At 30.5% G+C, this 14,595-nt stretch carries 12 protein-coding genes, 1 tRNA gene and 1 other annotated feature; of the genes, 6 read left to right on the plus strand and 7 right to left on the minus strand.

Going from position 1 to position 14,595, the window contains the following annotated elements; genetic code table 11:
• Positions 1 to 421: 421 nt before the first annotated feature.
• Positions 422 to 498: transfer RNA gene (locus Q326_RS0114935), tRNA-Arg, on the minus strand.
• Positions 499 to 752: 254 nt separating this feature from the next.
• Complete coding sequence (locus Q326_RS0114940) at positions 753 to 2,039, minus strand: lactate racemase domain-containing protein (RefSeq protein ID WP_026896083.1); 1,287 nt, start codon at positions 2,037 to 2,039, stop codon at positions 753 to 755.
• Between the two features lie 235 nt (positions 2,040 to 2,274).
• Positions 2,275 to 2,499: a binding site (T-box leader), on the plus strand.
• Positions 2,500 to 2,552: 53 nt separating this feature from the next.
• Here Q326_RS0114940 and Q326_RS0114945 point away from each other — a divergent pair.
• On the plus strand, positions 2,553 to 4,025 hold the full coding sequence (locus Q326_RS0114945; protein ID WP_034602536.1) for an L-lactate permease: 1,473 nt from the start codon (positions 2,553 to 2,555) through the stop codon (positions 4,023 to 4,025).
• A 47-nt stretch (positions 4,026 to 4,072) separates the two neighbouring features.
• Here the strand turns inward: Q326_RS0114945 and Q326_RS18725 are convergent, their stop codons facing one another.
• Entirely contained in the window at positions 4,073 to 4,216 is a 144-nt protein-coding gene (locus tag Q326_RS18725) for a Spo0E family sporulation regulatory protein-aspartic acid phosphatase (protein WP_169733595.1), read from the minus strand.
• A 139-nt stretch (positions 4,217 to 4,355) separates the two neighbouring features.
• On the opposite strand from Q326_RS18725, the gene Q326_RS0114955 reads away from it, so the two are divergent.
• From Q326_RS0114955 to Q326_RS0114970, 4 genes are all read left to right on the plus strand, one after another.
• Positions 4,356 to 4,745, plus strand: a complete 390-nt coding sequence (locus tag Q326_RS0114955; protein ID WP_026896085.1) for a helix-turn-helix domain-containing protein — start codon at positions 4,356 to 4,358, stop codon at positions 4,743 to 4,745.
• 108 nt (positions 4,746 to 4,853) lie between these two features.
• On the plus strand, positions 4,854 to 6,449 hold the full coding sequence (locus tag Q326_RS0114960) for a spore germination protein (RefSeq protein WP_026896086.1): 1,596 nt from the start codon (positions 4,854 to 4,856) through the stop codon (positions 6,447 to 6,449).
• A complete protein-coding gene (locus Q326_RS0114965) occupies positions 6,433 to 7,620 on the plus strand; it encodes a Ger(x)C family spore germination protein (RefSeq protein ID WP_026896087.1) in 1,188 nt (395 codons plus the stop codon). Before Q326_RS0114960 ends, Q326_RS0114965 begins: the two co-directional genes overlap by 17 nt.
• Before the next feature lie 15 nt (positions 7,621 to 7,635).
• Positions 7,636 to 8,706 (plus strand): GerAB/ArcD/ProY family transporter, encoded by a 1,071-nt coding sequence (locus Q326_RS0114970; RefSeq protein ID WP_026896088.1) that lies wholly within the window; start codon positions 7,636 to 7,638, stop codon positions 8,704 to 8,706.
• Between the two features lie 30 nt (positions 8,707 to 8,736).
• Here Q326_RS0114970 and Q326_RS0114975 read toward each other — a convergent pair whose 3' ends face one another.
• The 4 genes from Q326_RS0114975 to Q326_RS0114990 all read right to left on the minus strand — a co-directional run bounded on the left by Q326_RS0114975 (position 8,737) and on the right by Q326_RS0114990 (position 13,221).
• Positions 8,737 to 10,632 carry an FtsX-like permease family protein gene (locus Q326_RS0114975; RefSeq protein WP_026896089.1) on the minus strand — a complete coding sequence of 632 codons (1,896 nt, stop codon included), beginning with the start codon at positions 10,630 to 10,632 and terminating at the stop codon, positions 8,737 to 8,739.
• On the minus strand, positions 10,619 to 11,374 hold the full coding sequence (locus Q326_RS0114980; RefSeq protein ID WP_431188273.1) for an ABC transporter ATP-binding protein: 756 nt from the start codon (positions 11,372 to 11,374) through the stop codon (positions 10,619 to 10,621). Before Q326_RS0114980 ends, Q326_RS0114975 begins: the two co-directional genes overlap by 14 nt.
• Positions 11,375 to 11,515: 141 nt before the next feature.
• The gene (locus Q326_RS0114985) at positions 11,516 to 12,550 is read right to left on the minus strand and encodes a sensor histidine kinase (protein ID WP_026896091.1); all 1,035 of its coding nucleotides are present in this window, start codon (positions 12,548 to 12,550) and stop codon (positions 11,516 to 11,518) included.
• Complete coding sequence (locus Q326_RS0114990; RefSeq protein ID WP_026896092.1) at positions 12,547 to 13,221, minus strand: response regulator transcription factor; 675 nt, start codon at positions 13,219 to 13,221, stop codon at positions 12,547 to 12,549. Before Q326_RS0114990 ends, Q326_RS0114985 begins: the two co-directional genes overlap by 4 nt.
• Positions 13,222 to 13,465: 244 nt before the next feature.
• Here Q326_RS0114990 and Q326_RS0114995 point away from each other — a divergent pair, with 244 nt between their 5' ends.
• A complete protein-coding gene (locus Q326_RS0114995; protein WP_026896093.1) occupies positions 13,466 to 14,530 on the plus strand; it encodes a mandelate racemase/muconate lactonizing enzyme family protein in 1,065 nt (354 codons plus the stop codon).
• Positions 14,531 to 14,595: the final 65 nt, after the last annotated feature.

Here is a 14,595-nt window from a genome sequence, read left to right on the forward strand (position 1 = left end):
TCGTGTTTCAATTCCTCATAGGTAATGTATAAACCCATTGGGATGCAGCAACTATCCCAATGTACAAAAAATACCAATCACTTTTCTCTCTCTTATATCTATTCGACATAACAATAAAAATTCCTTCTAAATATAGTAACTTTCTTTAATGCAATAACTTTAATACAAAAAAACAAATTGTCGTCGACCTCCAGGGGTTTTTGCACTACTGTAGGTCGACGACAATTTGGTTTTTCTAATACAATATTTATATTCCATAAAAATCATAGACATTCAAAAGTAATTTTAAACATATATCCACATGATTTAAGATCTGCTGACAAAGTAAATGCCGATAAAATGTAAAATAGATTGCATTATGTAAACTTATTTGAGGGTAAAGTAAAACCCTTGTAATTATTGAATTTACAAGGGTTAAATATGGTGCACCCTGAGGGATTCGAACCCCCGACCAACTGATTCGAAGTCAGCGACTCTATCCAGCTGAGCTAAGGGTGCATAAATACCACATAATATTATATATTATTATAAATTAGATTGCAATATATACTTACAAATACTTTATCCTGTATCTTACCAAAATATACTAAATCCAATATTGTTTATAATTTTTTACCCATACAATTATACATAAGCAATCACTCATAAACAAATGATTTTATAGCAAATAATTTTTAGTGAAATAATGTATATGCTAATATAAAAAAGTTAACATCTCAAAAGCATTTAAACTATTTTGAGATGTTAACTCCTTATTTTAATTTAGGCAATGTATTTGCTCCATTGGGCATCAAATACGTTTTTAAATCTTTTCCCTTTTTATCATAGGTTATCTTTAATGCATCATCTAAATTGTCCACAACTGTAATATTGGCTGATTCTAAAAGTGCTTTGTCCATGTCTGATACTAGAATAAGATCAAATTTGTCTGCTGTTTCTGCAAAGAAATATCCGATATATTTAGCTATGGAATAATCTTCTCTCAAGGCCTTTTCTCTATCCAATACCGATGTATAGTTTCTAATCATGTCCTCAATAGGTTTATTGCCAAATCCCTCGGAACATTGACTAAGTATTATTATGGTACCTCCTTCTTTTACAGCTTCCTTGGCATTTATCAATGTCTTAGATGTCTGATATAAATTTATATCTTTAGGGTATCCTCCAGCAGTAGCTATGACCATATCTCCCTTTTCTTCAATCATTACTCCATCTTTCTTGTCTACTATTTCGCACCCTGCTTCATGGGCCTTAATATAATTACCTGCAACAGCATGAGCTATATTTCCGTTGCTATCCATGATGGCATTGAAAAGAAATGTTGGCCTAACAAAGCTAGTTGCTTCGAGCATATCTAAATGTATAGGATTCCCATCTATATTTCCACTCCTTACCAATGGATTGCTTCCACTGCCTAACTCTGGATTAAGAGATAGTGCATGGTTAGCCATAATAGTCTCGTATCCACAGATACCAGGAAGTACAGATTTCTTACCTCCCCCCCATCCAGCTAACAAGTGGAACACTATGGCACCAGTCAATACCACATGGTCACATTCCAGAGCCAATTTATTTACCATAACTGGAGTTCCATAACTAGTATCTCCTAGATGTACTAAACTATCTTTATCTGTCGATACATGGTCTATAACCTTAAATCTTTTGGCAAGTTCTTTTCCCAATAACACCTCATGTTCTTCTTTGGTTTGTTTTCTATGGGACCCTGTAGCCGATAAAAATATTATATCTTCATCATTTATGCCTCCATCATTTAACTCTTGAACCAAATATGGCAAATAAGCACTCATCTTCTGCCATGCCCTAGTGATATCAGAAATTACTATACATATCCGTTCTCCTGGTTTAACTAATTTCTTTAATCTTGCACTGGCAATTGGATTTTTCAGTGCATCTTTTATAATGTCTTCTTCACTGCTATTTCCATCTCCACCTTTACTCTTTATAACCCCTAAGAGGTTATCATCTGAAATAGATACATCTATTTTTTCTTTACCATACTTCATTTTTATAGTAGCCAAATTATCTCCCCCTTATTTAGTTTTAATGTTATCAATTATATGAATGTATATTAAATTTGTCAACTGCTTTTTTATACATTTTTCTGTATTTTTGAATAAATTAGAATTTTAAGAATTATAGAGTATTTAAGCGTATTTAGAATATAATACAACTTAATAAGGAAAGCAATCGCTTTCCCCTAGTTTGAATATTTTATTCATTGTCCTATATAATCGAATGAAATAATTTAATATACTAAAGACGATGACAGAAATTAGTAGTTATTAAGTATTATCCAGAGAGCTGATATTTGGTGAAAGTCAGTTAATGCTTATAGTGAATCTCATTCTCGAGTTGTAGGCTGAATTAATTATAGTAGGTCTTACCGCAAGATATGCGTTAATATCTCTAAGTGAAAGATTTTTGTTGCTAAAATTCTTTAATTTGGGTGGTACCGCGGATACTATATTCGTCCCTATATAATAGTCAGGGGCGTTTTTTTATTACAATTTTATTTTTAAGGGGGAATTAATTTGACAAATGTATTTCTTGCTTCTAGTCCAGTATTATTTGTATTGACAGGTATGCTTGTATTAAAAAAATCTGCTATGAAGGTAGCGCCAATTGCAATGATTTATACTGCACTATTGGGTTTAATGGCCTTCAATACTAATACCGATATTATTTATTCTTCATTTCAAAAGGGTATTCTAGATGGCATTAGAATCGTATGGCTTATATTTGCTGCATTTTCCATGCTCATAATGATGCAAAGCTCTGGAGCAATGGATAAAATCAAAGAAAGTATAGCAACGATAACCATGGATAAGAGAATCCATGTAATAATAATTGCACTAATGTTTGGTATTTTTTTAGAAGGAGTAGCTGGTGCTGGAACTCCTGCTGCTATAGCTGCCCCCTTCTTAATAGGACTTGGTTTTAATCCCATAACAGCAGCTACTGCTGCTTTAATGAGCAATAGTATTCCAGTTTCATGGGGTGGGGCTGGAGTTACTACAGTTATGGGTTCAGAGCCTGTTAGAGAATATATGTCTGTAATGGAAGCATCGGCAATGACTGGGCGTATACACATGATAGGTGCTTTTTTATTACCGTTTTTAATCGTGTTAGTTATATTTGGTAGAAAGGGATTCAAAGGACTATTCCCATTCCTATTATTCTCTGGTACCTTTATGGCAGGTACATTATTCATTTTTTCAAACTTTGTAAGTGCTGAAATAACAAGTATGTCCACTGGACTTATATCTATTTTAGCTTCTTTAATATTTCTAAAAATCAGTCCACCTCATACACCAGAAGAATTTTTGTACAACCCAGAATTCTCTTCAAAAAGTTCTTTACATCCATTGAAGGCATTTTCTCCATATTTAATTTTAATGGTACTTTTGCCCATTGTTAGATATTCTTTTAGTTTGTCTACATTGGCTAAATATGGATATACTGTATGGGTAGGACTAGTAATATTTATTTCAGCACTTTTAGGTGCCTCTATACTAAAGGTATCCTATAAAGAAATGAGCAGTTACTCTAAAACTGCCATCAAAAAAGTAATCCCTGCTTTAATAGCCATGTGTGGTCTGTTGGCTGTAAGTAATATTATGATTGGAACTGGTATGATGACCTTATTGGCATCAGCCTTGTCTTCTATCGCAGGTATGTTCTATCCCTTTATTGCAGTGGCAATAGGTTCATTGGGCTCATTCATGACTGGAACAGGACTAGGCTCAAATATTATGTTTGGTCCTATGCATATAGAGGCAGCCAAAACCTTGGGTCTAAATCCTGTAACCATATTTGCTAGCCAAAATGTAGGGGCAGCTTTAGGTAATATGATATGCCCCAACAATGTAGTAGCTGTTGCAACTACTGTTAGTATATTAGGAAAAGAAGGAACACTTATGAGAAAAGTATTGCCTTCATTCTTCACCATATTAATAGTTTACGGTTTAGTAGCATTGATCTACACCCATATAGTATTTGTCTAAATCTCATACCTCTTTATTGCTATTTATAAATAGTAATAAAGAGGTATTTATATTTCTACATTGTTATAGTACTCTAAAATATATTTATCTATTTTTTTACTGATTTTTAGAATAGTATCTTTATCCATATTGTTAGTTTCACTATCCTGTATCATTTTAACTAATTTTTTCATTTCATCTTTTTTATTCATTTTTTCATCCTCCCTCATACATGCTATATATAATTTTATATTATATATAGGCTTGTTGCAAATAATAAATGTATTCATATAGCAAATTACAATAATACCTAAAATTCGTTAAAGTATACCTATACAGGGAGTGAAAAATATGACTAAAGAAAATATTACAAACAACGATGCAATTGGTTCAAGGATACGAAATGAAAGAGAAAAACTGGGTCTTTCCCGGGAAGAATTTGCAGAAATAATAGGACTTTCAACCTACTATGTTGGCCAGCTTGAAAGAGGAGAAAGACAGATGAGTTTACCTGTTTTAATTAAAATATCTAATTGTTTACATATCTCTTTAGATTATATTGTATTCGGTGAGATTTTTAATGATAAAGAATCTATGAATGACAACTTCCACATATATGAATCTTGTTCGTGTAATAAAGACACGGAAATAAATGACCTGTTAAATAAATGTTCCAAAAAGGAATTGGAACTTTTTAAAAAACTTATAAAGACAATTATACCTTATATAAATAGAAAATAATTTTTTAGACTCTTTTCTTAAAAATAGAAAAGAGTCTTTTTATTTTTTATATTTTTGTTTAATATGCCTATAATATACTAATAATAATTAATGTCTGGAGGTATAAACTTGTTTAATAAGATATATAAACTTTTAAAATATTTTCAATTAAATTCATTAAATAATTATATACATAGTCCAAATATATCTGATACATCTAAAAAAAATATACCGAAGTCTATTGTCAATATCAAAAAACATCTAGAAAATGTCTTTTCAGATTGCCACGACTTTGTATTTAGAGAATTGACTCTGGGCCAAAATAATGAAATAAAAATCGCAATAGCATTCATAGATGGACTTGTAGATAAGCAGATATTAAATAGAGATATACTGAAACCATTAATGATTAATTCCCAAGACTTTAATATCCATTCCTTCAATAATTCTTTACCTGATATATTAAAAGATAATATACTCAACAACTACAATATAAAAAAAGTAGATAGCCTTGATGATACAATATCTTTTATACTTTCAGGAGAATCTATCATTTATATTGACGGTGAGAAATATGCCCTTATTGCTGAAACTTCAAACTATGAAATAAGAAATGTTGATGAACCAGATACAGAGGCCGTTGTTAGAGGACCAAGGGAAGGATTTGTAGAATCGTTAAAGGTAAATATTTCTCTAATTCGAAGAAAAATTAAAAACCCTAAACTAAAAGTAGAAAAAATAACTTTAGGTAAACAGACCAATACAGATGTATGCATATGTTATATTAATGGAATAGTTCATCAACATGTAGTTGAAACAGTAAAAAAAAGGTTATCTAAAATAAACATAGATGCCATACTAGAATCAGGATATATTGAAGAATTCATAGAAGATAGTCCCCTTTCTATCTTTCCCACTGTAGGAAATAGTGAAAAGCCTGATATAGTTGCTGCAAAAGTATTAGAGGGAAGGGTTGCTATATTATGTGATGGTACACCTTTTGTATTGACAGTGCCATATCTCTTTGTAGAAACAATGCAAGTCAGTGAAGACTACTATTCTAGATCTATTTTTACATCCGCAGTAAGATTGCTTCGTGTTCTTTCATTGTTTATATCAACCTCACTGCCAGCATATTATGTAGCACTAATTGCATTCCACCCCAGCGTTATTCCCTTTAAACTACTATTAACCATATCTGCATCTAGAGAGGGCATACCTTTTTCCCCTTTTACAGAGGCTTTAGTTATGGGCATTGCTTTTGAACTTCTTCGCGAAGCAGGAGTCAGGATGCCTAGACCCATCGGTCAAGCAGTAAGTATCGTTGGGGCATTAGTTTTAGGTGATGCCGCTGTCAAGGCTGGTCTTGCCAGTACTCCTATGGTCATAGTGACTTCCATAACTGCAATCACCAGTTTTATCCTTCCCCCATTAGGTGGAGCCTTACCACTTATACGACTAATGCTATTATTGGGTGCCAACATTTTGGGGCTATTGGGTATACTGCTAGTATCTATAGTTATTTTCATACATGCATGTTCATTGTACTCCTTTGGAGTCCCTTATATGTCACCATTGGCTCCAATATGTGGAGCTGATTTAAAAGACACCTTTGTCAGATTGCCCCTATGGTTAATGTTTACCAGACCAAAATCACTAATCAAAGATAATACCAATAATATAAACTTTGTAAGGAAAGATGATCAATATGACAATGAAAAATAAAAAATCAATACTATTATTTTATCTATTCTTATTAACAATCATGTCTACAGGCTGTTGGGATAATGTAGATATTACAGAGAGATCCTTTGTATTTGCCATAGGCCTAGACAAAACTATGGACAATAAAATAGAAGTCACATTTCAAGTAATAAGGCCCTCTGTTATAAGAAGTTCGGAAAATAGTGGTACTGTTGAGGGAAATACAAAGGCCGTATGGGTTATATCAGCAACAGGTGACACAGTATTTGAAACTGCAAGAAATGCCATAGTAAGCACAAATTATAAGATGTTTCTTACCCATGCTAAATTGATTGTCATTGGAGAAAATTTAGCCAAAGAAGGCATTATAGATATACTAAATATTCTGGAAAAAGAGCATGAATCCAATATCAATATGGATATATTAATAGCAAAAGATTTAACAGCAAAGGATATATTGAATGCTAATACAGAACTTACACAAATCCCAGGAATGCATATCACAGAAAGTATACAAAGTAGTATTAATGTATCGGAATTTAAAAAATCAACATTTATAGAACTATTTAAGGTACTAGAAAATGAAGGACATGAACCTACTATTGGTATCATATATCCCAAAGTTCTAAAAGATAATTTAAAGATAAAAGATTTAATGCTTCAAGGGTCAGCTGTATTTAAAAAAGATAAATTGGTAGGCTATCTTAATCCTGAAGAAACACAAGGATTACTATTTGCCACAGATCAATTCGAAAATGGTATAGTAAATATTAAAAATCCCTATGAAAAAAATAAAAAAGTATCCATAGAAGTTAATAAAAGTAAGAGTACTAGAGATTTTATCATTAACAATAACAGACCTATTCTAACAATTAAAGTTGATGCCCAAGGCAATATAGGAGAACAACAGGGCATAAAAGATTTAACTAAACCAACTGCAATATCACTTTTAGAAAGAGAATTAGAGAAATCAATAACAAATTCCATTTATAAAACTGTTGATTTGGCTCAAAACAAGTATGAAAGTGATATATTTGGTTTTGGAAAGATAATTCATAAAGAAGACCTAACATTTTGGAAAAACATGATTGATGATTGGAACAATTGTTTTAGTAAATCAGAAATTAGAGTCAATGTTAATTTTAAAATAACCCGTTCAGGATATATTAATCGTCCAACATTACCTGAGTAATAGGAGGTATACTACTTGCTAAAAGATGAAAAAATCTCTAATCTACAATTGATAATGCTAATAATGGGCTTTGTATTTGGCAGTACCGCTATTTTAAATCCTGCTGTCAATGCCTATCAAGATTCTTGGTTAGCATATATTATTGGATGGATGGGAGGTATTATATTAATTTATATATATGGATATATTTCTAAATTAAATCCTTCTAAGACATTGGTAGAGATTTTACAATGTACCTTTGGAAACTTTTTTGGAAATATATTGGCCATATTATATGTTTTTTACTTTATTCACCTTTCAGCACTGATATTGAGAAATTTTGGTGAATATATGGTAATTACTACTTACACTGAAACCCCTATGCTTTTTATAATGGTAAGTGTCATAACTGTTGTTGCCTATTGTATCAGAAAAGGATTAGAAGTAACTTCTAGGGTAGCTGAATTTTTAGTTCCACTATTAATATTTAATGTATTAATACTTTTTTTATTAATATTCAATAAATATGATATTAATAATTTTTTGCCATTTCTAGAACGAGGATTTTCACCTATATTAAAAACTGCTTTTTCCGTACTATCATTTCCCTTTGGTGAAACTATCGTATTTTTAATGATAATACCAAATTTAAACAACAAAAAAGATATAATAAAATCTTCTATTATATCTATATTAATAATTGGATTTGTGATATTTACGGTGTTAATCAGGGATCTTCTATCCCTTGGTGCAGATATGTTATCAAAGATATATTTCCCTCCCAGTATATCTACCAAACTACTTACTACCATGAATATAGATCCCCTTATAAATACAAACCTATTAATTGGTGGAGGTATTAAAATCACAGTGTGCACATATGCAGCAGCAATGGGTATTTGTCAGTTATTTAAACTTGATAACTATAAAATGCTCATTATTCCCATAAGCCTCATAGTCCTTATAATATCAAAATTGATTTACAATAATGTCTTTGAAATGATTAATTGGTCATCCAATATCTATCCATATTATGCGCTACCTTTTCAAGTCATAATACCTATTATAATATTGATTATATCTCTAATGAAAAAACGGGTTAAATGAGTAATAGCTAGTAGTTTATAGTTGATGGAATTATTTTTCTAGATTCATAATATTATTGTAAGATTTTACTGTAATTAAATAATACATACAATATATAATGATATATACTACTGTAGTTATAATTATTGGCATAGTAAGGTCCTTTTGTAACATTTTAGATAAAGCAGATAATGCAGTTGTACTATGCATTATACCTATAATCAATGGACACACAAATAAAAATAATATTTGTCTTGATATCGATGCCTTTATTTCCCTATTACTTACCCCTATATTTCTCAATATCTTATATCTTTGTTGATCATCTTTAGATTCCATCAACAATCTAAAGTATATAACACTTCCAGTAGAAAGTAATATAACTAATCCTATAAATCCTCCTAAAAACATCAACATACCCGTAGACTCCAAATATGCTACATATAGATAGTAATATGAAACTATCTTTCCATTGGTAAATATCTGATTTAATTCTTCTGTCAATTCTCTACTCTGGTTTTCATTTGCTACTTCTATAGCCCTAAAATATTTAGGTGTTTTTATACTAGAAAATTTTTCGTATACACTATCCTTTACAACAAATGTATTGAACATAAGATTTTGATTTACTATTATCCTAGGATCAGTATTTTTGATTTTAAAAGTCTTCTCCATATCATTAAATTTTAATAAGATGTCTTTTCCATTTATATCTTCTCCCATAAATCTAATAAATAGATATCCATCTTTATCATTTTCCAATTTATTCATATCTAAGTCATGAACTAATCCTCTAGCTTTAGTTATTTCGTTAAATTTACTTTCTGACATTATATTCATTGGCATGTCATATTTCATATCTGATTCAAGTATTTGTGCATCTACTAAAATATTAGGTACTACAATATCATGTAATATGGAATTTTCAGGATATTGTTCTATTATTTCATCTACCTTGTCATCGAGTTCTTTTCCCTGTTGTTCATACACATAGCTAAAAGGATACATATTCTTCGCATCTTTTACAGTATTATAATAAAAGCTATAACTGGTTCCAACAGCACTTAATGTAGTGGCACTTAATATAGCTATAGTAGCCAGTATAGTTGCATTACCTCTTATTTTATGCAATAGATTAGTTGCTCCAATCATATTTAATCCACTATAATATTTATTTTTATTTTTTCTCAATCCCTTTATTACAAATACCATAAAGGATTTAAAAAATACATATGTACCTCCTATTACTAACCCTAGTACCGACATCACATACCATGAAAACTTGGGAAATAACATAAATTGATGAGAACATACATATCCACCAATTATCATAGCAATAGATATTATTGCCAATATTACTGAACCTTTAGGCCTTCTCTCTCCCTTTTTCTGAGCAGCAAACAAATCTATCAATTTAAATCTATATACAATAGTATAGCTATGGATAGAGATTATAAAAGTGAGCAATAAAAATATAATTGTAGTATTAATAACAGCCCTATAAGGTATAAAAAAGTTTACATGGACATAATGACCCATCATTCTTAGAAACATCATGGCAAAAGCCTTCGAAAAAAGACTTCCTAAAAAAATCCCTATACCCAGTGAAAAAATTCCCATAATCATATTTTCATAAAACAGCATCTTTCCTATTTGCCTTTTAGATAATCCTACCAATGAGTAAATGCCTATTTCTTTTTTTCTTCTTCTAGTAAAAAATGTATTGGAATACCACATAAATATAGCTGTAAAAATAATTATAGCTATACCCCCTACCTTCATCACTATACTTGTTTTGCTAGAGACACTGGCTTCTATCTGTTCATTATACTGTATAGACGAAAATACAAAAAATACCATCATAGAAAATATCATAGAAATAAAATACAAAAAATAACTACTAAAATTTCTTCGGATATTCTTTTTTACCAGACTAAATAATGTCATTTCGTCCACCACCCATTGTCTTCAACATATCCAATATTTTATTGAAAAATTCCTTTCTAGTACCTCCCCTTATAATTTCTGCAAATAATCTTCCATCCTTTATAAATACTATCCTCTTACAAAAACTAGCTGCAAATGCATCATGGGTAACCAACATAATAGTCACATTGTCCTTGGTATTTAAATCACTAAGGCATTGAAGTAAATCCGATGAAGATTTTGAATCCAAAGCCCCTGTGGGTTCATCAGCCAATATCAATTTGGGATTATGTATAATGGCCCTAGCCGCAGAAGCCCTCTGTTTCTGTCCTCCTGAAACTTCATAGGGATATTTATCTAATATATCTATAATTCCCAACATCTCTGATACATTGTCTATCCTTTTTTCTATCTCTCTATATTTCGTCTTAAAAAGGGCCAGTGGCAATGCAATATTCTCTTTTACAGTCAATGTATCTAATAAATTAAAATCTTGAAATATAAAACCCAATTTATTTCTTCTAAATAAAGATAATTTGTGTTCACTCATATTTACTATATTGTCTCCATCTATGGTTATGGTCCCCGATGTGGGTCTATCTATGGTAGATACTACATTCAATAATGTAGTTTTACCAGCACCCGATGGTCCCATTATACCTACAAATTCTCCTTCATCTATATCCAAATCTATATTATCTAATGCTAGGTATAGATTCCCTCTAGATTTATATACCTTTTTCAAATTTTTAGCTTGCAACACATTTCCCAATTATTTCTACCTCCTATATATTAATCATTGACATTAAAAATAAGGCTAAAAGCTGTACAACTTTTAACCTTATTATAATATCTATTATCCATATCATGCCATTGATATTCATGACAAAATCATATGCCAAACTTACACTTTCGTCACATTGAAGTAGTCTGTAAGTTTAGGAAAATGAATAATTACCTTTGTATATTTACCATATTCTGATTCTATGGACAGATCATGTCCCAACTTCAATGCCAACCTCTTGGCTAGATATAACCCCAATCCTGTAGACTTATTGTTTTTTCTTCCAATATACCCTGTAAATCCTTTATTAAAAACTCTACACTTATCTTCCTCTTTTATTCCAATTCCATTATCCTCTATAATCAATAACTTTTCTTTTTTATTTTTCTTTCCATATATATGTATTTCTCCATTATGGTCTGTATATTTTAATGCATTGGATAATATCTGACCTATGATAAATTCTAGCCATTTTTCATCACTTATAATATCAAAGTCTACATCATCTATGTTTATTTTTATCTTTTTACTTATAAAGGTTTTTGCATGTTTCTTTACCATACCCTTTACAATTCTGTCTAGATTTATTTCATTAATTAGATAATCCTTTGAAAATGAGTCTAATCTAGCATAATAAAGCACTTTCTCCACATAATCTTCTATTATATCTAATTCCTCTTCTAAGCTATCTAACACCTGTTCGTCTGTCCTATTATTTGCATTTTCAATAACTAATCTACTGGCCGATATTGGAGTTTTAATTTCATGTACCCAAGAAGTTACGAACTCTAGATTTTCTATTTTATTTTTATACAATTTTTCAAGCCTTTTATCTTGTCCTCTATACATATTCTTCATCAACGACATGTACAGCCCTTGTTCATATGTATTGTGCTTTGGTAGTCTCTCTACAAGATTATCCTTTGAATATTTGAGTAAATCTATAATGGCTTTATAATACTTTCTACTGCAAAGATACTCTATCATTATATAAATAATAAACAAAATCAGCGACACTATATTTATATAAAAAATATTCTCACTATGTACACTATAGCTAGGATCCAAATATACAACAGTAGAAATGAAAGTCATCAATATTATATAGAATATTATTAAATATTTTTTGTCCATCAAATAATATAATAATCTCATTTTATTATATACCCCTGTCCTCTTTTAGTCTCTATAAAATCATTTAGTCCAATATCAGATAATTTTCTTCTAAGTCTATTGATATTAACAGTAAGAGTATTGTCATCTACAAAGCTTTCATTCTCCCACAGTTTTTGCATTATCTTTTCTCTTTTTACAACATCACCATTATTTTTCATAAGAATATAAAGTATTCTAAATTCATTTTTAGTAAGCTCTATCTTCTTATCATTGAAAATAACACTACTATCTTTTAAATTAAGTACGGCACCACCATACTCTACAACGTCTATGTCAATATTCGTATATGAATATGTCCTTCTCAAAAGTGCATTAATTTTAGCCATCAATACATCTAAGGAAAATGGCTTTTGAATAAAATCATCTCCTCCCATATTTACAGACATAATTACATCCATATTTGTATTTCTAGAAGATATAAAAATAACAGGAACCTTAGACACTTCCCTTATCTTATTACACCAATAAAACCCGTCAAATGCAGGAAGATTTATATCCAGTAATACTAAATGAGGTTTATATTCTATAAATATATCAAATATTCTCTCAAATTCTTCTACAACTATTCCTTTATGACCCCATTTTTGTAAGTTTTCAAATATAATATCTCTTATTTTTTTATCGTCCTCTATAATCATTACCTTAAACATATATTTACCTCCACTTTCACCAATAATTAAAACTACTTACTATTATATACCATTTTTATATACCACATAATGATTTACAAAAAAGTTTAAGACCTTGAAAAATATAACTAATATTTTTATAAATATTCATAATCTTTAAAATTCCATTGACTTATTATTTAACTAATAGTAAAATAGACGCAATATATTTAAATATTTGTTAAATAATCCATGGTTAAATATTATTATAAGGAGGTTGTTAAAATTGAAAATCACTAATGTAAAAATTGAAAAACTTCAATTGCAATTACATAAGCCCTTTAAGATTGCCCTTGGAGTTATCGAACATGTCCATACGGTTATTGTAAAGATTGAGACAGATGAGGGGGTGTACGGTATTGGAGAAGGAGCACCCATGGAGTTTGTTACTGGGGAGAGCTTAGATCATATAATATTATCTATAGGTATCCTTGAAAAACAAATCATAGGTCAAAACCCTTTAGATATTGAGAAAATTCACAATATAATGAATTCTACTCTATCCAAGAACACTGGTGCTAAGGCCGCTATAGATATAGCATTGCATGATATTAAAGGAAAAGTTATGAATGCACCTCTCTATAGAGTTTTAGGAGGTAATTCAAACAATTTTGAAACTGATATCACTATAGGTATTTCTTCTCCTTCTGAAATGGCAAAAGAAGCCAAGGAAAGAATAGACCAGGGATTCAAAGTGCTAAAAATTAAAGCTGGATTAAATCCAGAGCAAGATATTGAAGCTATTAAACTGATTAGACAATCCATAGGAAATGATATTAGATTAAGAATGGATGCAAACCAAGGATGGACTGTTTCACAATCTGTTAAGGTAATGAAGGCTGTAGAAACATATGGTGTGGAAGCTGTAGAACAACCTTTGCCCTATTGGGATATAGAAGGAATGAAATCAATAAGAGATAAGGTCGACATAATGGTAATGGCTGATGAAACTGTCTTTTCACCTAATGATGCAATAAAAATAGTTAAAAATAGCTGTGCAGATATAATAAATATTAAATTAATGAAAAGTGGGGGGATATATGCTGGAGAAAAAATCAACGCTATTAGTGAATCTGCTGGTATAAGATGTATGGTTGGATGCATGCTTGAAAGTAAAATTGCTATTACAGCAGGAGCTAGTCTAGTAGCATCAAAGAAAAATATAACTGAAGCAGATATGGACAGCTTTTTATATGTTAAGGACCCTGGTATAGATGGAGGGCTAATACTGGAAAAAGGTATAATCACCCTTCCTGATAAACCAGGATTAGGTATATCCATTGATTTTTAAATAATTAATATATAAAAAATATATTAAAGCAATTTGCTTCCTAAATCTCTAGAAGTAGGTTGCTT

It is taken from the genome of Clostridiisalibacter paucivorans DSM 22131 (assembly GCF_000620125.1).
Lineage (GTDB): Bacteria > Bacillota > Clostridia > Tissierellales > Clostridiisalibacteraceae > Clostridiisalibacter > Clostridiisalibacter paucivorans.